At 73.8% G+C, this 22,007-nt stretch carries 16 protein-coding genes and 2 pseudogenes; 9 read left to right on the plus strand and 9 right to left on the minus strand.

All coding sequences use genetic code 11. The features are described from left to right. The first annotated feature begins 144 nt into the window (after window positions 1-144). Complete coding sequence (locus OG753_RS36575) at window positions 145-885, plus strand: DJ-1/PfpI family protein (protein WP_405791707.1); 741 nt, start codon at window positions 145-147, stop codon at window positions 883-885. Window positions 886-907: 22 nt separating this feature from the next. On the opposite strand, the gene OG753_RS36580 is transcribed toward OG753_RS36575, so the two are convergent. The 4 genes from OG753_RS36580 to OG753_RS36595 form a co-directional block, all read right to left on the minus strand. Continuing rightward, on the minus strand, window positions 908-1,261 hold the full coding sequence (locus OG753_RS36580) for a UBP-type zinc finger domain-containing protein (RefSeq protein WP_327266056.1): 354 nt from the start codon (window positions 1,259-1,261) through the stop codon (window positions 908-910). Next, on the minus strand, window positions 1,258-2,805 hold the full coding sequence (locus OG753_RS36585; protein WP_405791710.1) for an ATP-binding protein: 1,548 nt from the start codon (window positions 2,803-2,805) through the stop codon (window positions 1,258-1,260). The genes OG753_RS36580 and OG753_RS36585 overlap by 4 nt, the downstream gene beginning before the upstream one ends. After that, on the minus strand, window positions 2,802-4,478 hold the full coding sequence (locus OG753_RS36590; protein WP_327266058.1) for an FAD-dependent oxidoreductase: 1,677 nt from the start codon (window positions 4,476-4,478) through the stop codon (window positions 2,802-2,804). Before OG753_RS36590 ends, OG753_RS36585 begins: the two co-directional genes overlap by 4 nt. 215 nt (window positions 4,479-4,693) lie before the next feature. Further along, on the minus strand, window positions 4,694-6,229 hold the full coding sequence (locus tag OG753_RS36595) for a helix-turn-helix domain-containing protein (protein WP_405791712.1): 1,536 nt from the start codon (window positions 6,227-6,229) through the stop codon (window positions 4,694-4,696). A 216-nt stretch (window positions 6,230-6,445) separates the two neighbouring features. Between OG753_RS36595 and OG753_RS36600 the strand changes: the two genes are divergently transcribed. Then, window positions 6,446-7,144, plus strand: coding sequence for a DUF4232 domain-containing protein (locus tag OG753_RS36600; protein ID WP_327266060.1), 699 nt, complete (start codon window positions 6,446-6,448; stop codon window positions 7,142-7,144). On the opposite strand, the gene OG753_RS36605 is transcribed toward OG753_RS36600, so the two are convergent. Then, entirely contained in the window at window positions 7,139-7,876 is a 738-nt protein-coding gene (locus tag OG753_RS36605) for an ABC transporter ATP-binding protein (protein ID WP_327266061.1), read from the minus strand. The two genes, OG753_RS36600 and OG753_RS36605, sit on opposite strands and share 6 nt — an antisense overlap. Before the next feature lie 197 nt (window positions 7,877-8,073). On the opposite strand from OG753_RS36605, the gene OG753_RS36610 reads away from it, so the two are divergent. Genes OG753_RS36610 through OG753_RS36620 form a run of 3 tightly spaced genes read left to right on the plus strand, consistent with a single transcriptional unit; the run spans window position 8,074 to window position 15,193 of the window. Next, a complete protein-coding gene (locus OG753_RS36610; protein WP_405791715.1) occupies window positions 8,074-11,358 on the plus strand; it encodes an FtsX-like permease family protein in 3,285 nt (1,094 codons plus the stop codon). After that, the gene (locus OG753_RS36615) at window positions 11,355-14,240 is read left to right on the plus strand and encodes a hypothetical protein (RefSeq protein ID WP_405791717.1); all 2,886 of its coding nucleotides are present in this window, start codon (window positions 11,355-11,357) and stop codon (window positions 14,238-14,240) included. The genes OG753_RS36610 and OG753_RS36615 overlap by 4 nt, the downstream gene beginning before the upstream one ends. Then, window positions 14,237-15,193 carry an ABC transporter ATP-binding protein gene (locus tag OG753_RS36620; RefSeq protein ID WP_327266064.1) on the plus strand — a complete coding sequence of 319 codons (957 nt, stop codon included), beginning with the start codon at window positions 14,237-14,239 and terminating at the stop codon, window positions 15,191-15,193. Before OG753_RS36615 ends, OG753_RS36620 begins: the two co-directional genes overlap by 4 nt. A gap of 380 nt (window positions 15,194-15,573) precedes the next feature. Here OG753_RS36620 and OG753_RS36625 read toward each other — a convergent pair whose 3' ends face one another. Next, window positions 15,574-16,032 carry an LIC_13387 family protein gene (locus OG753_RS36625; protein WP_327266065.1) on the minus strand — a complete coding sequence of 153 codons (459 nt, stop codon included), beginning with the start codon at window positions 16,030-16,032 and terminating at the stop codon, window positions 15,574-15,576. A gap of 15 nt (window positions 16,033-16,047) precedes the next feature. On the opposite strand from OG753_RS36625, the gene OG753_RS36630 reads away from it, so the two are divergent. Further along, complete coding sequence (locus OG753_RS36630) at window positions 16,048-16,530, plus strand: hypothetical protein (protein WP_405791720.1); 483 nt, start codon at window positions 16,048-16,050, stop codon at window positions 16,528-16,530. A 55-nt stretch (window positions 16,531-16,585) separates the two neighbouring features. Here the strand turns inward: OG753_RS36630 and OG753_RS36635 are convergent. After that, window positions 16,586-16,689, minus strand: a pseudogene (locus tag OG753_RS36635) (TraR/DksA family transcriptional regulator); the annotation flags it as partial. Window positions 16,690-16,754: 65 nt separating this feature from the next. Between OG753_RS36635 and OG753_RS36640 the strand changes: the two are divergent. Beyond that, complete coding sequence (locus OG753_RS36640; protein ID WP_405791722.1) at window positions 16,755-17,402, plus strand: hypothetical protein; 648 nt, start codon at window positions 16,755-16,757, stop codon at window positions 17,400-17,402. Window positions 17,403-17,533: 131 nt separating this feature from the next. Here the strand turns inward: OG753_RS36640 and OG753_RS36645 are convergent, their stop codons facing one another. Further along, entirely contained in the window at window positions 17,534-19,276 is a 1,743-nt protein-coding gene (locus tag OG753_RS36645) for an immunity 49 family protein (RefSeq protein ID WP_405792942.1), read from the minus strand. A gap of 282 nt (window positions 19,277-19,558) precedes the next feature. Beyond that, the gene (locus OG753_RS36650; RefSeq protein WP_405791724.1) at window positions 19,559-20,560 is read right to left on the minus strand and encodes a LacI family DNA-binding transcriptional regulator; all 1,002 of its coding nucleotides are present in this window, start codon (window positions 20,558-20,560) and stop codon (window positions 19,559-19,561) included. Between the two features lie 197 nt (window positions 20,561-20,757). Here OG753_RS36650 and OG753_RS36655 point away from each other — a divergent pair, with 197 nt between their 5' ends. Both OG753_RS36655 and OG753_RS36660 read left to right on the plus strand, forming a co-directional pair. Next, a complete protein-coding gene (locus OG753_RS36655) occupies window positions 20,758-21,699 on the plus strand; it encodes a nitrilase-related carbon-nitrogen hydrolase (protein WP_405791726.1) in 942 nt (313 codons plus the stop codon). Between the two features lie 99 nt (window positions 21,700-21,798). Beyond that, a pseudogene (locus OG753_RS36660) lies at window positions 21,799-21,993 on the plus strand (hypothetical protein); the annotation flags it as partial. Between the last annotated feature and the right edge of the window lie 14 nt (window positions 21,994-22,007).

Here is a 22,007-nt window from a genome sequence, read left to right on the forward strand (position 1 = left end):
CCGCTGACAGGTCCGGGCCGGGCCCGGCAGGCCAGGGCGGTGTGGTCGCGGCCACAACCGGGTTCGGGAACCCGGGCATTCACGCCTCCGACTCCTGTCACAGGGGCGGCGTGACCGCCCGGGCGATCGGAAGGCAGTCATCGGATGAATCGCAGGAACGTGCTCCGGGCCCCCGTCGCGGCCGGCGCCGCAGCCACCCTGGCGGCAGCCACCGGGGTGGCCGCGGCGGCTCAGCCGCCGGCCGCCGGGAACGCGGCGGGGCCACTGCGCGTGCAGGTCGTCATGTACGACGGGGTGGAGGAGCTCGACTTCGCGGCGCCCTACGAGGTGTTCGGCGCGGCCCGGTTCTTCACGGGCCGCGAGATCGACGTCCGCTACGTCACCGCCGGACGCCCCGGCGTCGTACGCGCCGCCTACGGCACCCGGGTGGGCGTCGAGTACGCGTGGGCCCCGCGTGAGGCGGACGTCCTCCTCGTACCCGGCGGGGGATACGCACGCCGCGACAGCCCCGGGGTGTGGGCGGAGATCCGCAGCGGGGTGCTGCCGCGGAAACTGGCCGCGGCGGTGCGCCCGGGCCTGACCGTCAGCGCCGTCTGTACGGGCACCATGCTGCTCGCCGCCGCCGGACTGACGACGAACCGGCCCTGCACCACCCATCACAAGGCGCGGCCCGACCTGGAGAAGCAGGGCGCACTGGTGAAGAACGCCCGGGTGGTGGACGACGGGGACCTGGTCACCGCCGGTGGCATCACCTCCGGCCTGGACCTCGCCCTGTGGCTCGTACGCCGGGAACTCGGCGCCGACGCGGCGACCGGTGTCGAGGCGATGCTCGAGTACGAGGCCCGGGGCACGGTGTGGACTCCGCCGACGGCCGGGCGGCCGTAGCAGCAGGCCGGGACGGGGGTCGTCAGCGGTGGAGTTGCCGCGTCCAGTCCTGGGGGACCCGGTCGGCCGGCCCCGGGGCCGGCTGGTCCGCGGGGTGCTCGCCCGGAGGGGCCAGCCCGGGACCGGAGTCGTACAGGGCGTCGGTGTCGTAGTTCCAGAACCACTCCTCGCCCGGCTCGAAGCTCTGCACCAGGGGGTGGCCGGTGGACTTCCAGTGGGCGGTGGCGTGCTGGGCCGGGGAGGAGTCGCAGCAGCCGATGTTCCCGCACTGGGCGCAGCGCCGCAGGTGGAACCACCAGCCGCCCAGCTCGTCGCACTCGGCGCAGCCGGTGCCGGTGGGCGGGGCGCTCGGGTCGATTCCCTCGATGTCGGTCATGCGGGCTCCTCGGAGTTCTGAGTTGCGGTCGCGGTCTCGGGTGGGGTCTCGGTCGCGTTCTCGGGTGGGGTCGCGTTGCCGGTCCCGGCGCCGGGACCGGCCTCCGTCTCCGTCTCCGGCGCGGTCAGCGGCAGCAGCACCTGGAACCGGGTGTCGCCCGGCACGGACTCGACCTGCAGGCTGCCGTGGTGCTTGCTGACGACGATCCGCCAGGAGATGTCGAGGCCGAGACCGGTGCCCTCGCCGACCGGTTTGGTGGTGAAGAAGGGGTCGAAGATGCGGCTGCGGATGTCCGCCGGGATGCCGGGTCCGGTGTCGCGGAACTCCACCAGCAGGCGGTCGCCCTCCCGCGCCGTGCGGACCGTCAGCGTGCCCTCCCCGCCCGTGCTCCCGATGGCGAAGACGGCGTTGTCGATGAGGTTGGTCCACACCTGGTTGAGCTCCGCCGGATAGGCCGGCACATCCGGTACGGAGCGGTCGTAGTCCTTGACCACCCGCACCCGGGAGCCGATCTTCCCGGACAGCATCAGCAGCGTGCTGTCGAGGAGTTCGTGGACGTCCACCACCCGGTACGGTGCGCGGTCGAGCTGCGAGTACTGCTTGGCCGCGTCCACGAGGTGGGAGATGCGGGTGGTGGAGTCGTCGATCTCGTCCATCAACAGCTCGGTCTCCACCGTGTAGTTGAGCCAGCCGATCGCCGAAGGCAGGATCTCCTCGGACACCGTCGCCGCGACGTGCTCCAGCCAGTCCGTGTCCAGTCCCGCCTGCACGAAGGTCGGGGCGAGCCGCCAGCCCTCCTGGATGCCGTGGTCGTCGAGCCAGTCGGCGAGCTCGTCCTCCCGGTCGGAGGCCTCCAGAGGACTGAGCGCCGTGGCCTTCGCGACGCGTTCGACCGTGCGCTCCTGGATCTCGATGAGGTCGGCGATCACCTCGCGCGAATACTGGCCCTGGGAGATGTGGGCCAGCTTGTGCCGCATCTTGCCGACCCGTTCGCGCAGCGTCGCCGTGGCCCTGACGGCCGCCGCCGCCGGGTTGTTGAGCTCGTGCGTGAGCCCGGCGGACAACGACCCCAGGGCCAGCAGCCGCTCCCGCTGCCCGATCGCCCGCTGGGTGTTCTTGGAGCCGAAGAACAGCCCCTCCAGCAGGTGCGCCGCCATGGGGAACCACTCCCGCATGATGTCCGCGAACGACTGGGCGGGGAGCACGAAGAACCGCGTAGGCTCCGTCACCCGCATGGAGTTGACGTACGTCTGCGGGACCTGTTCGCCCAGGTACGCCTGCATGGCCCCCGCGTACACGCCCCGCTGCGAGGTCCGGCTCACCTCGACGTCGTCGCCCCCGACCCGGCGCGACAGTACGACGGTGCCCTCGATCATCACGTAGAAGCAGGTGGCCGGGGCGCCCTCGGCGTACACCAGCCCCATATCGAAGCGCTCCACCCGCCCCTCGCCGCACAGCCGCCCGAGCTGCTCCGGGGAGAGCTTCTCGAACAGGAACAGCGAGGAGATCTCCTGCGGGCTGCAGGGCATGACCTCTCCGCTCATGACTGCTCCAGGTACCGGTGGACGAGCATCACGGCCATGGCTCCCTCTCCGACGGCGGACGCGACGCGTTTGGCGGACTGGGCGCGCGCGTCGCCCGCCACGAACACGCCGGGAATGTTGGTCTCCAGGTGGTACGGCGGCCGGTCCAGCTCCCACTCTGCCGGTGGCCGCCCGTCCGGGGTGAGGTCCGGCCCGGTCAGGATGAAGCCGTGCTCGTCGCGGAGCACCGTACCGTCCAGCCAGTCGGTCAGCGGGGCCGCGCCGATGAACACGAACATCCACTGCGCGTCGACGAGTTCGGTCCCGCCGCTGTCCACGTCCCGCAGCGTCAGCTGCTCCAGGTGCCCCTCGCCGTGCGCCGCATCGACGACGGTCCGGGTGCGTACCGTGATGTTCGGCATCTCCTCGATCTGCTGGATCAGGTAGTACGACATCGAGGCCGCCAGGGACTCCCCGCGCACCAGCAGCGTCACCGACTTGGCGCCCCGCGCCAGGTACATAGCCGCCTGTCCGGCCGAGTTGGCGCCGCCCACGATGTACACGTCCTGCCCCTGGCAGGAGGCCGCCTCGGTCAGCGAGGAGCCGTAGTACACCCCGCAGCCGGTCAGCTGGTCGCAGCCCGGCGCGTGGAGCTGCCGGTACGACACACCGGTCGCCAGGATGATGCTGTGGGCGGCGATCGCCGAGCCGTCCGAGAAGTGGACGACGCGCGCCGCGCCGTTCACCTCCAGCCCGGTGACCTCGCGCGCCGTGAGGATCTCGGCGCCGAACCGCCCGGCCTGGCGGCGGGCGCGCTCGGTGAGCTGCGCACCCGACACCCCGTCCGGGAAGCCCAGGTAGTTCTCGATGCGGGAGCTCTGCCCGGCCTGTCCGCCGGTCGCCGAACGCTCGATCAGTACGGTGCGCAGGCCCTCCGAGGCCCCGTACACCGCCGAGCCGAGCCCGGCCGGGCCGCCGCCGATGACCACGAGGTCGTAGAAGTCGGCGGTCGGCGTCGTCGCGAGTCCCACGTGGGCGGCCAGTTCGGGGGCGTCGGGCTCGATCAGCACCTTGCAGTCGGGGGTGATCACCAGCGGCAGCCGCTGCCCGTCGGCCCCGGCCGCCTCCAGGAGCCGCCGGCCCTCCGGCTCGTCGGAGGAGTACCAGCGGTACGGCACCTGGTTGCGGGCCAGGAACTCCCGTACGTGCGAGGAACGCGCCGACCAGCGGTGACCCACCACCTTCGTCGCGGGTACCGGCCGGTAGTCGCTGGAGCGCCAGGCCGTGAGCAGATCGTCCAGGACGGGGTAGAGCTTCTCCTCCGGAGGGTCCCAGGGCTTGAGCAGGTAGTGGTCGAGGTCGACGACGTTGATCGCGTCGATCGCCGCATTGGTGTCGGCGTACGCCGTCAGCAGCACCCGCCGCGCCCCCGGGTACACCTGCAGGGCCTGTTCGAGGAACTCGATGCCGTTCATCTGCGGCATGCGGTAGTCGGCCAGGACGACCGCCACCAGGTCGCCCCGCAGCTTGAGCTCGCGCAGCGCCTCCAGCGCGGACTCACCGGACTCGGCGCGCACGATCCGGTAGTCGGCGCCGTAGCGGCGCCGCAGGTCACGGGCGATGGACCGGGAGACTCCCGGGTCGTCGTCCACGGTCAGAATCACGGTCCGCGCTGCGTCGGCGGCCTGTGCCATACGTCTCCACCCCGAGAGCTCTGGGCAGGCGGCACGGCAAGCCGCCCGCGCCGGTTCCCGTTCATCGTAGGGTCGATCCTCCCCGACCGCTCCGGGACGACGCGGGCCGTGCGCTCCCGGTGCGCGGCCGGTCGCTCCTGGTCAACGGCCCGGAGCCTCGGGGGTGTCTTGCCGATCACGCCGGGCTCGCCCGATCGCAGGACACCCCCGAGGGCTCAGGAGGCCTTCCCCGCCCTGACCCACCCGTCGCCGCCGAGGGGGAACACGTAGCCGGGCCGCCCGTTGTGACCGCTGGTGCGGAAGGGCTTGCCGTTGTGGTCGATCCGGAGGGTGCCGCGCCGGGATCCGCTGGACCAGGACAGTTCCAGGTACCAGCTCACGTCGTACGCGGAGGTGTCCGCCCTGATGTGGAGCACTTCCGGTTTGGACTCGCTCACCGTGTACGGGAAGCCCCGCTGGTCCGCCTCGGGCACGACGGCCGGGCGCGCGGCGTCGAGGGCCACGGTGAAGGAGCGGGTCGGGACGTCGGCCCCGCAGCCGACCCCCGGGTAGCCCATGGCGTAGTCGTTCCAGGCGAGGGGCGCGCGCCTGCCGACCGTGCGGACGGTCAGGCCGTCCAGGACCACCGTCTCCCTGCCGGCGCCCTGCAGGGTGACGGTGACGTACTGCTCGCCCGCGGACACGGCTCCGGCCGCCGCCACCCATGCGGGTGCGTCACGTTCCACGGGCGGCGGTCCGACCTGGGCCGGAGGCTTCTCGATCAGGTAGTGCTGGGCGCAGGGCGTCTCCCAGCTGTACGGCTGGGTGGTCACCTTCACCGGCGTGCCGGAAGCGCTCCCGGGGTCGGGGGCGGAGCCGGGGGCGGCGGGTGCGGAGCCGGGGGGCGAGGCCGCGGGGTGAGTCCCGGCCGGGCCGTCCTCCGGGGTGCCCGCAGGGTTCCCGGACGGCGATGCGGGGGCCGCAGCCGGGCCGCCCGTACGCTGCTCCGCTCCGCCCGGAGCGAGGGTCGCGGAGCCGACGGGGCTGTCGCGGACGTCGGCGCTCCGGGTCAGGAGGTCCGTGGAGAGGGCGAGAACCCCGGCGACGGCGGCGACGGCGACCATGGCGGTTCCGGCGAGGACGGCCCTGCGCGGGCGGCGCCGCCCCGTCGGCGCGGTCTCGCCGGAGGTCTCGGTCGTGCCGACGGTCGTGTCGGTCTCGCCGGTGATGTCGGTCGTGCCGGCGGTGCCGGCGGCGTAGGCGGCGTAGGCGGTGTCGGCAGGAAGGGCTTCGGCGGGTACCCGATCGGCTGCCTGCTCGGCTGCCTGCTCGGCCGCCTGCTCGGCCGCCTGCTCGGACTCCTCCGCCGCCGGAGGCGTGGGCTCCGCCTCCGCCTCAGTTCCCGCTTCCGCTTCGGCCTCCGCTTCGGCCTCCGCCCGCGTCCCGGCCGTGGCCGGCCCGGCCCCGTCCCGGGCGGTCGCAGCGGCTCTCTCCGCGCTGCCCGTATCGCCGCTCCTGCGGCTGCGGTTGGTGTCCGCCAGCACCCAACTCCTGTGCAGGGCGACGAGTTCCTCGGGCGTGGCCCTGCAGAGGCGCGCGAGACGTTCGACCGGTGCGTAGTCCGTCGGGACCACGGCGCCGCTGCAGTACCGGTGCAGGGTCGACGTACTCATGTGGAGCCGCTTGGCGAGTGTTCCGTAGCTGTGGCCGGACCGGTCCTTCAACTCCCGCAGCAGTCCGGCGAACTCGGACTCGGCCGTGTCCTCGGGCACTGTTCCTCCCACCCGGTGTCCCGTTCCGCATCCCAGGAACAGGTTGTTTCAGCAGCTCAGAGCCTGTCTCGGCATTCCAGCGTCCCTGACCGCCGAGCAGATGTGGCGGCCGGGACGGATCTCGGCACAGGCTGAGGTCATCCAAGCACACCGCTCCCGGCGCCCGGTTCCCACCGGTGGGTCCCCGCGGTCGTGCCCTATGAGAGGCCGTCAGTCATGCACGCGTTCCACCTCCTCCCCACCTCCTCCTCCCGGCGCCATGCGGCTGCCGCCGCTGCCGCCCTCGTCGTCCTCGCCCTCACGGCGTGCGAGGACGGCGGGGGATTCAAGGACGGGGGAGCCGCAGCCACCTCGGGCGCCGCCACGGCCGCCCCTTCGGGCACCCCGGACCCGGGCTCCGCGACGCCTCCCGCCGGGACCACGGCGAAGGCCACCGCCACTCCCACCGGTGGTGCGAAGGGCTCGCCGGACGCGTCGGGTGCCGGGAGCCACGTCCTGTGCAACGGCTCCAACACCGGCGTCACCGTCCAGCCGGTCTCCCGCCCGCTCAACCACATGCTGATCACGGTGAGGAACACCGGCTCGAAGACCTGCGACCTGACGTACTACCCGCTGCTCCGCTTCGACGAGATGCAGTGGGCGCCCGCGGCCCGGGAGGAGACCCGGCCCCAGGCGGTGGTGTCCCTCGCACCCGGCGAGTCGGGTTACGCCGGAGCGCTGCTCTCCGCGGCCGACGGAAGCGGCGAGGGCGGGACGACCGGACACCGGCTCACGATCGCCTTCCAGGGCCGGACGCCCAGGAGCGACGGCGGTGCGTCCGCCACCCCATCCCTCCCGGCGGCCGGTGTCCCCTACGACAGCTCGCTGACGGTCACGTACTGGCAGCGGAACGCCGCGGACGCGCTCGGCTCATGAGCCGGTCTCGACGATGCGGCCGTCGCGCAGTTCCACGACCCGGTCGGCGAGCTCGATCAGGTTGGGGTCGTGGGTGGCGACCAGGATGGTCACCGCCTCGCTGCGCACCACCGCGCGCAGCAGTTCCATGACCGACCGGCCGGTCTCGGAGTCGAGCTGGCCCGTGGGCTCGTCCGCGATGATCAGGTCGGGGTCGTTGGCCAGGGCGCGGGCCACCGCGACGCGCTGCTGCTGGCCGCCGGAGAGCTCGCCGGGGCGCTGCTCGGCGTGGTCCGCGAGACCGACCAGGGCGAGCAGGGTCCGGGCGCGCTCCTCGCGGACCTTGGCGGGGACGCGGCGCAGCCGCATCGGGACGCCCACGTTCTCGGCGGCGGTGAGGACGGGTATCAGTCCGAACGACTGGAAGACGAAGCCGATGCGGTCGCGGCGCAGGGCGAGCAGGCCCGGCTCGTCGAGGGCCGCGAGGTCGGTGCCGTCGAGGGTGATCCGGCCGCCGGTCGGGGTGTCGAGGCCGCCCACGAGGTTCAGCAGGGTGGTCTTCCCGGAGCCCGACCGGCCCCGGAGGGCGGTGAGTTCGCCGCGGCGGACCTCGAAGGACACGCCGCGCAGGGCGTGGACGGCCTGCGGTCCGCTGCCGAAGCTGTGGTGCACGTCCTCGACCACGACGATCGGTGAGCCGTCGCCCTCCCGCGCCGCCGTCGCGACCGTCGCCGGTGCCTGCTGATCCCTCATCGCGTCTGTTCCCCCGTCGTGTTGTCCCCGTGGGGCGTCCCGCCCCACGGTCCGCACACGCTGCCGCTGCAGCTTTCTGATCGCATTTGCGCATCCGCCACACCAATCACGCAAGCCCCTTCCCCCTATCGCCCGTATCTGGCAGCATCGTCCGCTATCCGGTACCGAGGGTCCGGACAGGGGGAGGAATTCAACACGTGCTCGGCTTCGTCGTGCGCCGACTGCGCGGGCGGTGGCCGCTCGCCGTCGCCGTGCTGCTCACCGTACTGATCACCGCGACCACTCTGACCGCCTTGACGGCCTTCACCCGTGGCGTGGGCGAGGAAGGGCTCCGACGGGCCCTGACCGGCGCCGAACAGCCCCGGACCACCGTCGTCGTCACCAGCGGCCGTCCCGTCTCCTCCCGCGGCCAGGACGACGAGTCCGTACGGGCCTTCGCGGACCAGGTGTTCGGCCGGCTCCCGGTGGCCTCCGAGAGCGTGGCCCGCAGCCGCTCGTACGGACTCCCCGGCGTCGCCACCTCGGGCCGCGACGCCGACCTGACGCTGCTCGCCGCCCTCGGCAAGGACCACGTGCGCCTGCTCGCCGGCCAGTGGCCCGCTCCGGTGGCCGCACCCGCCGCCGGCGCGCCGGCCGCGCCCACCCAGGTGGCGGTGCCGCGCGCGGCGCTCGCCCGGCTCGGGCTGACCGAGTCCGCGCTGCCCGCACCGGTCCGGCTGGAGGACCGGTTCGGCGGACCACCGCTGACCGTGCAGATCACCGGCGTGTACCGGGCCGCCGACCCGGACGCCGCGTACTGGCGGCTCGACCCGCTCGGCGGCCGGGAGGTGCAGGCCGACTCCTTCGCCGTCTACGGCCCGCTCCTGGTGGACGACAGCGCCTTCACCACGGGCGGCGTGCTGCAGAACCACCGCCTCACACTGCTGACCCCCGACCTGCGCACGATCACCGCCGCCGAGGCCGAGGCCGTCCGGACCGCGACCGAACCCGCGAGCGTCTCCCTCGAAGGCGCCGCCTCGCTCCGGACCGCCACCGAACTGCCCAAAATCCTGGGCGAGCTGAGCGCCGGCACCGTCGTCGCCCGGTCCACCCTGCTGATGGGCGCCCTCCAGCTGGCCGTCCTGTCGACCGCCGCGCTGCTGCTCGTCGCCCACATCCTGACCGTCCGCCAGGAACCGGAACGGGTCCTGCTCACCGCCCGCGGCGCCTCGCGCCGACGCCTCGGTGCGCTGACCGCCGCCGAGTCACTGCTGCTCGCCCTGCCCGCGGCCGTCCTGGCACCCCTGCTCACCCCGCCCCTGCTGCGCCTGTTCGGCCGGTTCGGACCGCTCGGCCGCGTCCACCTGGACATCCCGGACACCTGGCTGGTCTGGCCGGTCGCCACCGGCTGCGCCCTGGCCTGCGTCCTGCTGACGACCCTGCCCTCCGTCCTGCGCGGAGCCTCGGCCGCAGTCCTGCGCCGCGCGGGCAGCAGGCAGGCCCTGGTGACGGGCGCCGCCCGCTCCGGCGTGGACCTGGCCGTCCTGGTCCTCGCCGTCCTCGGCTACCAGCAGCTGTCGCAGTACGGCAGTACGGACGCCCCCGCACCCGGCGCCTCGGCCGGCGGCGGGCTCGGCATCGACCCGGTCCTGGTCGCCGCACCCGCCCTGGCGCTGTGCGGCGGCACCCTGCTGGTCCTGCGGCTGCTGCCGTTCGCGGCGCGGGCCGGCGGCCGGCTGGCGGCCCGCGGCAAGAGCCTGGCCCCGGCGCTGTTCGGCTGGCAGCTCGCCCGACGGCCCGGCCGGGCCACCGGACCCGTACTGCTCCTCGTACTCGCCGTCTCCAGCGGGATCCTGGCCCTCGGCCAGCACACCGCGTGGTCCGCCTCCCAGCGCGACCAGGCCGACTTCGCGAGCGCGGGCGGCCTGCGGATCTCCGGGAGCAGCATGTCCCCGATGGGACAGGGCGGACGCTACGCGGCACTGCCCGGCGGGGACCGCCTGACCCCGGTGGTCCGCCGTGAGCAGAAGCTGCCGGACGCGAGCCTCGCCGACGTCGTCGCACTGGACGCCGCCAAGGTCGGCGAACAGGTGCCGCTGCGCGCGGACCTGCGCGGCGGGCGCACGATGCAGGAGCTCTTCGCACCGCTCGCGGAGCCGCTCGCCGCGGGCGCGGACCCCGCCCCCGCGAGCCCCGGCGTCGCCCTGCCCGGCTCCCCCCGCAGGATCGACCTCGACGTGTCGGTACGGGCCTCCGGTACGAGCTGGGCCGCCGTGAGCCTGCTGCTGCGCGACCGGTTCGGAGCCACGTACGGGACGGCCTCCGTCACGCTGCCCGCCGAAGGCAACGCCACCCTCCCCTTCCTTCTGGACGCGCTGACCGGCGCCCCCGTCGGATCGGCGGCCACCCCGCTGACGCTGGCGGGGATACGCCTCTCGTACGCGGGGGACGGCGACCACCCGGGCGACGGCAGTGCCCTCACCCTGCGCCGGATCGCCGTCTCCGACACCGCGGACGGCCCCGCCGGGAGCGTCACCGTGCCCGCCGGCAGCTGGCAGACGTCCCCCCTGCCGGGCCCCGGATCCCCGCGGGCCCCCGAGCCGTCCCCCGTCCCGGCCGGCTCCACGGACCTGCTGCAGCTGCGCTACTGGGGAGGCTTCGGCACCCTGCAGGGCGTCACCACCGTCCTGTTCCCGGCGCCCCCCGCGCCGCCCGGCGCCGCGGTCCCGGCCGTCGCCACCACCCGTTACCTGCGCTCCCTGGGCGCCAAGGTGGGCGATACGGTCCCCATCACCGTGGACGGCGCGAACGTCCCGATGCGGATCACCGCCTCCGTGGAGTCCCTCCCCGTGGCCGGACGCTCGGCGATCGCCGTCGACCTGCACGTGCTCGGCCGGTTCCTCCTGGAGTCCTCCGGCCGGCAGCCCGCCTCGCCCACCGAGTGGTGGCTGCCCGCCACCTCGGCGGCCGACCCGGTACCGGCCCGCGCGGCGGCCCAGCTGCGCGACGGCGCCCGGATCGAGCGCGTCCAGCTGCGCGAGGAGATCACCGAACGGCTGCTGGACGACCCGCTGAGCGCCGGCCCGCAGAGCGCGCTGGCCGCCCTCGCCGCCGCGTGCGCGGTCCTTGCGGCCATCGGCTTCGCCACCTCCACCGCCGCCGAACGGCGCGTACGCGGCAGGGAGTTCTCGGTCCTGCTCGCGCTCGGCACGCCGCGCCGCTCGCTGGCCCTGGCGTCCGCCGCCGAGGGCGGCGTACTGATCGCCATCGGGACCGCGGTCGGCACCGGCCTGGGCATCGCCCTCGTCCACCTGATGGCGCCCCTCGTCGTACTGACACCCGCCGCCGGCCGGCCCTTCCCACCCGTACAGGTGGACATGCCGTTCTGGCAGACCCTGCTGACGGTCGCCGCCATCGCCGCCGTCCCCCTTCTGTCGGCCGCGCTCAGCGGCCCCCGGGGCCGCGACATCGCCGCCCGGCTGCGCCCCGTGGAGGAGATGTGACCACCCCGCCGCCGTCCGCCACCCCGCCGTCCGCCACGCCACCGCCGTCCACCACCCCGAGGCCCGCGCCCTGGGTCAGGACCCGGCTGCGGGCGGCTCCGCTCGGCACCGTACTCGGCGCAGCACTGGCCTTCGTGGCCGTCCTGCTGGCCGCCGCACTGCCGCGCGCCCAGGACAGGGGCGCCGACCAGGCCCTGCGCTCCTTCCTGGAGCAGCGCGGAGTCGCCAACACCAGCCTGCAGGTGACCGCGCCCTCCCCGGACAGCGGGCAGAGCGCCCAGGCCCTGGATGCCACGCTGGAGAAACTGCTCGCCCCCACCGGCACCGGATCCGCCTTCCGCGTGGACCCGGAGGCGACGGTCCACGGCACGCGCACCACCAAACGGCAGCCCCTGCAGAATCCGGAACTCTCCCGCCCCTCCGGCCTTCCGCCCGCGATGAACCTCCTGCACGTCCGCCAGGCGGAGGCCCACGTGAAGCTGGCCGAGGGGCGCTGGCCCGCCGGCACACCCGCGGCCCCTCCCCGGGGCGGCACCGGGGGCACCGCCCCCCTGCAGATCGTCCTCTCGCAGAAGGCCGCGGCGACCCTCGGCGCCCGCGTCGGATCCGTCCTGCAGAGCGCCCCCCGCGTCGACGGCACACCCTCCGTCGAGGTCGTCGGCCTGTACGCCGTCCTCGACGAGACGGACGACTTCTGGACGGACAACCTGGGATGCCTCGCCCGCGCCTGCGCGCACTACAGCGGGGAGAACCTCTCCTGGCACGTCGACGCCCTGGTCGGCACCGGGGACCTCGACCGGATGGCCGACTGGAGCCGCGCCGCCGAGGACTTCTGGCGGCTGCCCGTCGACGTCGGCCGCCTGCGCGCCGACCGGCTCGACGCCACGAGGAAGGAGATCGCCTCGTACGTGGCCGGGCCGACCGCCGCCACCCTCGCCCGGGAGACCGGCCGCACCCGGCTGCACACCACCTCGTGGCTGCCCGAGCTGTTCGAACAGGCCCGCGCCCGTACCCAGGCCGCTGCCCCGCTCGCCGCCATCGGCCCCGCCGGGGTCGCAGGCGTTGCCTTCGTCGTGCTGTGCCTGGCCGGCGCACTCGCGGCCGACCGCCGCGACGCCGAACTGCGCCTGCTGCTCGCGCGCGGCGGCTCGCGCGCCGCCATCGTCGGCCGGCTCCTCGGCGAGGGCGCCGTCACCGTGCTCCCGGCGGCCGCGGCCGCCACCGCGCTCGCCGTCCTGCTGCTGCCCACCCCCAGGCTCGTGCCCGCACTGCTCTCGGCCGCGGCCGTCGCCCTGGTCGCACTGCTGGCCTTCCCCGTACGGGCGGCCGTACTGCTGACCCCGGCCCGCCCGGCCGGGCGGTGGCGCAGGCCCGTGGCCGAACTGCTCGTCCTCATCGCCACCGCCGCCGCCGTCCTGGCGGTGCGCCGCCGCGGGGTCGCCCCGCCCGGCAGCGACGTCGACCCGCTGCTGATCGCCGCCCCGCTGCTGCTGGCCCTGTGCGGAGGGCTGCTGCTGGCCCGGATCCAGCCGGTCGTCACCGGCTGGCTCGCCCGGGCGGCCGGCCGTGGCTCCGGACTCGTCGGCTTCCTCGGACTCGTGCGCGCCGCCCGCGGCGCGGCGGCGACTGGCACCGGTGCCCGCGGCCGCAGCGGCCCCTCCGTCCTGCCGATGGTCGCGGTGCTCCTCGCCATCACCACCGGCGGCTTCGGCGCCGCCGTCCTGCAGTCGGTGGACTCCTCCCGGCTGGGAGTGGCCCGGCTGACCGTCGGGGGCGACGCGGCGATCTCCGCGAGCGGGAAGTCCCCGCTCCCCGAGGGCCTCGCGAAGGCCGCCGGCGAGCTGCCGGGCGTGCGGACGTCCGTACCGGTGTGGGTCGACCACGACTCCTCCGTACTGGGCACCCCCCAGCGCTCCGGCCAGGTCACCGTGATCGTCGCCGAACCGGCCGCGTACGCCGAGCTGTCCCGCGTCATCGGCTGCGGCGCCTTCGACCCCGCCCTGCTGGCCACCAAGAACGGGCAGTCCGCCGACGTCCCGGTGCCCGCACTGTTCAGCGCGGGCCTGGCCGGACGGGACGCGCGGGGCGGTACCTACCGGGTGCTGCCGGGCGAGGGCGGAGAGCTGCAGGTCCGGGTCGCGGGCGTGATCGACTGCACCCCGGCCCATCCGGCCCGGGACGCCGCGACCGTCATCCTGCCGGCCGGTGCCGCGAAGGCCCTCACGGGCGTCGCCGACCACCCGAACCGCTGGTTCGGCCTCGGTTCCGTCGACGGTGACCGGCTGCGCGCGCTGGTCCGCTCCAAGCTCCCGGCGGCGTCCGCGACTCCCGGCCCGGCCCCGGCCCCCATCCCGGGTTCCGGTTCCGCCGAGGGCCCGGCCCCGGTCGACGAGGTGTACCCCGTGAGCACCAGTGCCGAAGCCGTCGACGGGCTCGGCGCCGATCCCTTGCAGCGCTCGGCGCAGCGCCTGTTCTGGGCCTCCGTGGCCGGAGCGGCGGGCTTCGCGCTGCTGGCCGTACTGCTGACGCTGATGCGGACCGTCCCCGAACGCGCGGCCCTGCTGGCCCGGCTGCGCACCATGGGGCTGCGCCGCAGGCAGGGCGTCGCGCTGATCCTGGCCGAGACCCTGCCGCAGACCCTGGCCGCGACGCTGGGCGGGGCCCTGGTGGCGGCAGCCGCCGTGGCCCTGCTGGGCCCGGCGATGGACCTGTCCACGCTGGTCGGCGCGCGCGTGCCGAACGGAGTACGGCTCACGGCGGGGCCCGTACTGACCCAGGCCCTGGGCCTGGCCGCCCTGGTCGCCGTCGCCGTAATCGTCGAGGCGGCGACATCCGGGCGACGGCAGATCACCACCGAGTTGAGAGCGGGAGACCAGCGTTGAACACCGACCAGCCGACGTACGAGGAGCTCCGCCGCCGGGCGACGGCCGCCGCGGAGCCCCGCACCCCGGCGGCCGACGCCGCGATCGCCTGCGACCGCCTCGTCCGGATCTTCAGCCAGGACGGCATCGAGGTACAGGCCCTGCAGGGGCTGGAGCTGACGGTCGACCAGGGAGACCTGATGGCCCTGGTCGGCGCCTCCGGCAGCGGCAAGTCCACCCTCCTGAACATCCTGGCGGGCCTGGACGTCCCGACGGCGGGCAGCGCGGCGGTCGCCGGCTACGACCTGCTGGAACTGTCCGCCCGGGACCGGCTGCGCTACCGCCGCGAAGCGGTCGGATTCGTCTTCCAGCAGACCGCCCGCAACCTCCTGCCGTTCCTGACGGCCGCCCAGAACGTCGCCCTGCCGATGCAGTTGAAGGGCGGCGGCTCCCGCCGCGGCTCCGGCGCCCGCCGCGCCGCCCGCGTCGGGGAGATCCTGGACGCCCTCGGGATCGGCGACCTGGGGCACCGCCGCCCGGCGGAACTGTCCGGCGGCCAGCAGCAGCGCGTCGCGATAGCCGTCGCGATGGCCAACGACCCCAAGGTGCTCCTCGCCGACGAACCCACGGGCGAGCTGGACTCGGAGACGGCCGCGGCGGTCTTCGAGACGTTCCGCACCGTGAACAAGGAACTCGGCGTGACGGTGGTCATCGTGACGCACGACCCCATGGTGGCGGGCGAGGTCCGCCGCACGGTCGCGATCCGCGACGGCCGCACCAGCAGCGAGGTCCTGCGCCGCCTGGTCACCGACGAGCACGGCGAGGAATCGATCAGCGAACGGGAGTACGTCGTCCTCGACCGCTCCGGCCGGGTCCAGCTCCCACCGAAGTTCCTGGAGGCCCTGGGCATGGAACACCGTGTGGCGGTCGACCTGGCCCCGGACCACATCGAACTGCGCCCGGACCGCAGCTAGGCTCTGTCTCCTGGGTCAGCGTCCTGGCCGGATGAGTCGCCGTTGGCCGCGCTGCGCGCCGTCGGCATGCTGGATCGGATCGCCGCCCGGGCCGGCCGGAAGGCCGTCGGCGTGCTGTGGACGGCCCGCCCCTGCTCGTGCGGTTTCCAGCCGGGGTCGATGGCGGCGACTTCAGCTCGGCCGCGCGCCTGCCGGTCCTGGTCTCAGCCCGGTAGGTGCGCCGTCGATCCGACAGCCACCGCCGCCCGGGCGGGAACGTCCCCTCGGCTCTACGTGCTGGTGCGGCACGTCGAGGTGGTGCACCCGGTGGCCCGGCCGATGCGCGGCGGGGTGGCCGGGCCGGCCGGCGGGGGTGCGGCGCACATCCTGCCGAGACCGGATCAGGGTGTCGCCCGGCGCAAGGACAGGGCGAAGGCGCAGCTGGTGACAGTGAGGACGACGATCGGCGGCATGGGCAGGAGCAGGACGGAAAGCGCCAGGCCCACCAGTGAGGCGACGAGCGGGATCCATCCGAAGGGGGTGCGCCGTTCGATCAGTGCCGGGGCGTGCCGGACGGCGGTGAGGGCGAGGAGCCCGCACACGATGACGAACAGAGCCATGACGAGGCTCATGCCCTGGACGATGTCGAGGGTGCTGCGCTCCAGACCGAGGAGGGTCGTCCTCGACTCCCGCATGGCTGCCGAGGAGGCTTGCTGCTCGGGGGTGGGGTCGGCCAGCGCCGTCGCGGCTGCAAGAGCGAGGTGTCCCGTGCCCAGCAGGAGGAAGCCGCCGGCCCCGACTCTGAAGGGTCGCAGCGGCTTGGGCCGGGGCTTGCGCTCGAGGACGGGTGTGACGGTCACGCTCACCGTGGCTCCTTGAAGTCGAACGAGGCCGCCCTCTACAGCAGTAGAGGGTGTGCGCCGCACTCTACACATGTAGAGGCCTGGTTGTGGGGGCGGCTGCAGCTCGCACACCGGATGCAGGTCGTCCTCCTGCACCGAAGCCGGACTGGTAACGGGACCTTCGCAGCGACCTTCGCGCCCGTTGATGGTGGTGGATGGCGGATCGACAGTGCCTTGGTCGAGCGCGACGTCGAACGCTATCGAGGAACGAACGATGCCTATGACTGCGTCATGCTTGAGTTGGTGATCAGCGCCATCGTGCTCGGTGAGCCGGCGACAGACCTCCGTTCGAAGCTGGTCGAGTTGAAGCGTCGGGAGTCGGGTTCCGATGCTCCGGCCGGCGTGATCCAGCACAGCGCCCTGGGGCTGCGCTCGGACTCCCAGCCGATCACTCCGGGACCGCTGAAGAGACGTCGGATGCAGATCAGGCTGCAGGCGATCGGCTTCGCTGCTTGATCGCCCGTCAGCCCTGCCTGCGCACGCAGCCGAGTGAGTTCAGCCCCGAGCCGATCACGTGAGACCGCTCGAAGGCGGTGCTGCCTCCTTCGGGGTCGTGCTCGTCGTCGACCGCGACCATGCGACAGCCGCGCCGATCCCGTCGAAGTCGCGGCTCAGCCCGGCCGCCCGCGCGAGGCGCCCTCGCCCCCGGGCCTGTCACAGGCGGCCAGTAGCCTCTCGCCATGCAGACAGCACTGATGATCTACGACGGCTCCGCACCGGCCGATTCCGACGTCGCGCGTACCGGGGGCCTGCCGCTGGCTCCTGCCGGATTCGCCTGGCCCCTGTGCGGCTGCGGGGGACCGCTTCAGTTCTTCGCCCATCTCCCCGTCGAAGACGGTGTCCTGTCGGTGTTCCTGTGCCAGAACGACCCCGGGGCGTGTGAGTTCTGGGACGCGAGCTCCAGCGCGAACAGGGTCTATCTGTTTCCCCGGGAGGAACTGCGGCCGGTAGCCGTACCCGAAGCGGGACTGACGCTGCTGCCCGCCACCTCCGCCATCCGCACCCACGTCGTGACGATCGACCCCGAAGATGCCTGCGACGAGGAAGGGATCGAGCCTGACGCCTACGACCTTGCCCGCTCGGGATGGAAGCGGGAACCCGAAGAACGATTCGGGAAGCAGCGCGAAGTGCTCGGGTCACTCGGGGGCAGCCCCTCCTACCTCGAGGACGACCGCCTGCCCGTGTGCCCCGCCTGCACCGGCACCATGGAGTTCGCGGCACACCTGGAGGAGGGGACAACCCGGGAGACCGCGATGAACCTCGGCGGTCAGCTGGGCTACGTCTTCGTCTGCCGCCCTTGTCGTGAGGGAGCCTTCCTCACGGACTGAGGGCCACCTGCGAGGAGTACGTCGACGTCAAGAGACTCGGCCGGATCCCCGTCGGAGGCGGCCACAACCCCCACCGGCATCAGTGGCCAGACATCCGCCGGCCGCGTCACCAACCTGTCCGGACAGCACACCTAGAAGGGTTCGGCGGCCTGCAGGAGCGCCTGCGGCAGGTACGGGGATTCGACGCGGATGTCCCAGCCGCGGCGACGGGCGTGGCAGGCGAGTGCGAGGACGTCGAGGTTGACGGAAGCGGCCGGTTCGGCGGAGCGGTCGGCGACCTCGTAGTACGCGCGGTGGGCTTCGAGCGCGTCGGCCAGGGCGAGGTTGAAGCTCTCCTCGTCGCCCTCCACGAGCTGCGAGAGCAGCACGGTCGGCGGCATCGCGAAGCCCCAGTCCTTGGCCTGCTCGGTCTGTTCCAGCGCCCGCTGCGCGGCCGGTCCGGCATCGACGCCCTTCAGATAGGCGTGCAGGGCTTCGCAGTACCCGTTGACGGCGGAGCCGTCCGGGCGGGCGAAGGCGGGGCCGGTGAGGACCAGCGGGGCGAGGTCCTCGCGTGCGCCGGTGATCAGGGCGAAGGCGGTGGCCCGCTGCCAGTTCGCCGCGCCGGCCTCCTCACCGCGCCCGGCCGGGTAACGCAGCGTCCGGCCGCCGACGCTCACCTCGGCCTCGGTGCCCGGCTCCGCCAGCGCGATGCGGAACAGGGCCGCCCCCGCGCCGGAGGCCAGACGAAGGGTGGCGAGCTGGGCATCCGTGATGTCGCCGGGGTTTCCGGCCCGCCACTTGAAGAGGCGCTCCTGATCGGCCATGACGTCGGCGAGACACCCGACGGCAAGGGGCTTTCCGTCGGCGGGGGTGAACGCCTCTCGCACGTGTTCCTCGTACATGGCCTCGACCCGCCGCAACCCGTCACGCTCACGCTCACAGGCGGGCCGCTCCACCACCAGCGGGCCCGCGGCGAGGGCGGCGACCGCGTCCGGCCGGCGGTTCCGGCCGAAGCCGGCGACCCGCGGACCCCGGGTCTCGAAGCCGGTGATCAGCGCGTGCGGGAGGTAGTCCGTGCGGACGGCCGGCGCCCAGCCCAGGGTCCGGTACGCGAGCGCCGCCAGGGCGATGGGGACGAGCGGGAGAAGGCTGCTCGTGGAGGCCGCCGGGCCCTGCCGGGCGGCGTGCCCGGCCAGGAGATCGGCCAGTCCGGCGCCGAAGGCCTGCCGGTCCTCGGCGGCCAGCGCGCGCAGCGTCCGCAGCGCCAGGCTGTTCGGCCGGTCCAGGAGGGGCTCGCCCGTCTCAGCGGCGTGGGTACGGATGCGATCCAGGGCCGCGTCGACGGCGGCGATCTTGGCCTGCGCGCTCGGCGGGTACTCCTCGTCATCGCCGGTGTAGTCCAGGACCACGGCCGTCAGTCCTGTGGCGAGCTCGCCCGTGGGTGTTCCCTTCTCCTGCGCGGCGAACTTCTCCCGGGCGAAGTGGAAGGCCTCGCCGTGCCACTGCGCCTTGCCCCTGAGGACCGCCAGGCAGAGCGCGTCGATCCAGTCCCCGGGCGTGACGCTCTCCTCGTGGTCGTCCTCACCCGGGTCGTAGCGCACGCCGAAGTTCACGTAGTCCAGGAAGACGTTGAAGCTGCAGTGCGGGTGGTAGGCCGCGTAGGCGACGGCGCCGGCCGCGGCCTCGGAGGCGTCCTTGAGGGCGGCTTTCGCCTCCGCGGTGCCGAGGCCGGGCGTCTCGACGGAGAGGGCACCCAGGTAGTCGAGGAATTCGTCGGCGATCGACTGCCACTCGTAGGCGGCCATCCGGCCGGCCCGCGACATGGACCGCACCTGGCCTCCGATACGGTTCGTGAAGTCCTCGCGCGCTGCCGACACGACGGCCCCGCTCACCTGGTGACGTTCTATTCGCACTGCCCTGCTCCTTGATCGAATCTCTGCGGACAGCCTAGGTGCGGGATCTGACAGGCCGTGTGGTGTCGGGCGGCGACACCTTTGTCACCCGGGTGACACCGCAAGCCCTGCTCCGGTGCATGGACAGCGCCGGACTGACGCTGGTCGCGTTCGCGTGGGCGGTCGCCGACGACCGCGTCGCCGTGGGGGGCTCGGGAGGTGCGCGCGGGATCCTGGCGGGGATCGATCCCGTCCTTCGCCCCTCGGGGCGCGGGCGGTCCGTCAGCCGGCTCCCGTCGTGGAGGGCCTGGTTTCCAGGACCCAGGTGTGGTGGCGGACGGTGTCGGGCGCCGCGCGGCCGGCGAGGATGTCGGACAGGAGTTCCGCGCAGGCCCGTCCGTAGCCGGCCGGGCGCAGATCGACCGCTGTGACGGGCGGCTCGGCACTGCGGTTCGCGACGCCGTCGACGCACGAGGCGACCAGCAGATCGGCACCGACCGTGCGGCCGAGGGCGGTTGCGGCGCTCAGGGCTCCGGGGGCGGCTCCGTCAGGGGCGCAGATCACGGCGTCGATCCCCGGATCGGATGCGAGCAGCCGACGGGTGGCGGCCTCCGCGTCGGCCGCGGTCGCCGCGAACGGCACGGTGCGCAGGGCGACTTCGGTGCCGTACGAGGTGCCCCAGGCGGCCGCGGTCTCGCGCAGGGCCCGGGCCCAGGCCGAGGTGCCCTCGGGGGCGAGCAGCGCGGGGCGGCGGGCGCCGCGGTCGCGCACGTGGTCGAGGAGGGCGGTCAGCGAGGCGGCGTTGTCGCAGACCACCGCGCCCGTGGGGGTGGGGGAGGGGCCGAGGTAGCGCTCCCCGGTGACGACGGGGACGCCCGCGTCGAGCAGACCCGGTACCGCGCTGTCGCCGACCTCGGGGTCGATCACGAGGAGTCCGTCGACCCGGGAGGCGAGCGGGCCGGAGGCGCCGCCGGCCGGGGCGAGCAGGACCACGTCCAGGCCGCCCTCCTGGGCGCGCTCGACGGCCCCGAAGGCCAGGTTCATGTAGTAGTCCAGCCGGGTGGCGGTCTGCGGCAGGTGCAGGCCGATGGCCCCGGTGCTGGAACGGCGCAGCCGGCGGGCGGCGCTGTTGGGGCGGTAGCCGAGCTCCTCCGCGATCTCGCGGACCCGTTCACGGGTGGCTTCGGCGACCCGGCCCGAGCCCTGGAGCGCGTCGGAGACGGTGCTCTTGGAGACGCCGGCGGCGCGGGCGACATCGAGCAGGGTCACGGCAGGTGGGGTCACGCCCCGAATTCTAGACGTTCGGTTCGGCCTTGCCGGAACGTTCCGGCAGGGTTTACATTCGTTACGCCGGAACGTTCCGGCACCACCATGGCCCTCCATCCGTCGCGCGGTGCCGCGCCGGGTGCCCCTTGACCGATCGTTTCCGCGTCCCGCATCCTGACTGAAAATTCAGTCAGATCTTCGAAAGCAGCCCGCCCGTGACCTCGTACGCGCTCCTCACCTCCTACGGATCCCCCCTCGGCTCCCCGGGCCGCACCCAGCCCGGCGAACGCGACCCGCTGCGCGTCGGCCTCGTCCAGATGCGCTGGTACGCCGACGCCGCCGCGCACGACAACCGGCTCCGCGAGGGCGTCGCCCTGGCCGCCGGGCAGGGCGCCACCGTCGTCTGCCTCCCGGAGCTCACCCGCAGCCCCTACTTCTGCAACACCGACGACCCCATGGCCGACGGCGCCGCCCGCTACCTGGAGGACGTGGAGACCGGCCCCACCGTCGCCCTCGCGGCCGAACTCGCCACCGGGCTCGGCATCACCGTCCACGCCTCCCTCTACGAGCGCGCCGAGGACGGCGGCCTCGGCTACAACACCGCCGTCTGCGTCGACTCCGACGGCAAGCTGATCGCCCGGACCCGCAAGAACCACATCCCCGCCTTCCCCGGCTACCGCGAGGACCTGTGCTTCCGCCCCGGCGACAGCGGATTCCCCGTCGTCAGCCACGAGGGAGCCCGCTTCGGCTTCCCCACCTGCTGGGACGAGTGGTTCCCGGAGCTCGCCCGCGCCTACTCCCTGGCCGGCGCCGAGATCCTCGTCCACCCCACCGCCATCGGCTCCGAGGTGGACCTCCCGGACTTCGACACCCGGCCCATGTGGGAGCACGCCATCACCGCCAACGGCCTGGCCAACGCCCTCTTCGCCATCGTGCCCAACCGCGTCGGCACCGAGGGCCGTTCCACCTTCTACGGCTCCTCCTTCATCTCCGACCCCTACGGCCGCGTCATGCTGCGCGCCCCGCGCGACCGCGAGGCCGTCCTCGTCGCCGACCTCGACCTCGACCAGCGCCGCGACTGGCTGGAGTTCGGGCTCATGCGCACCCGCCGCCCCGCGCTCTACGGAAGCCTCACCGAACGGCTCGACGTCCTCTAGAGGGGCGCCCTGCCGTCGTCGTACTCCGCCTTGCCGATGACGGCCCGCCGGATTCCGGAGCCGCCCCCTCATCGCCGCGCCGCTCGCCCGCCCCGTCTCCGCCGACGAATGGCCCCGGAGCAGGTCCGGGTCCTGGAGCAGCGGAACATCGCCAAGTGCGGCAACCCGCTGGGCCCGACCGCGGACCGGCTCTGCGCCAAGTACGGCTCCTGGCGGCAGGTCACGGACGCGTCGATGCGCACCGGCTACGCCGTCGACCGCGAACTCGGCCTCGCGTACCGGCCCTGCCCGGTTTGGGGAGTGTCGCG

Origin of the sequence: Streptomyces sp. NBC_00029, from assembly GCF_045160505.1 — a bacterium.
GTDB lineage: Bacteria > Actinomycetota > Actinomycetes > Streptomycetales > Streptomycetaceae > Streptomyces.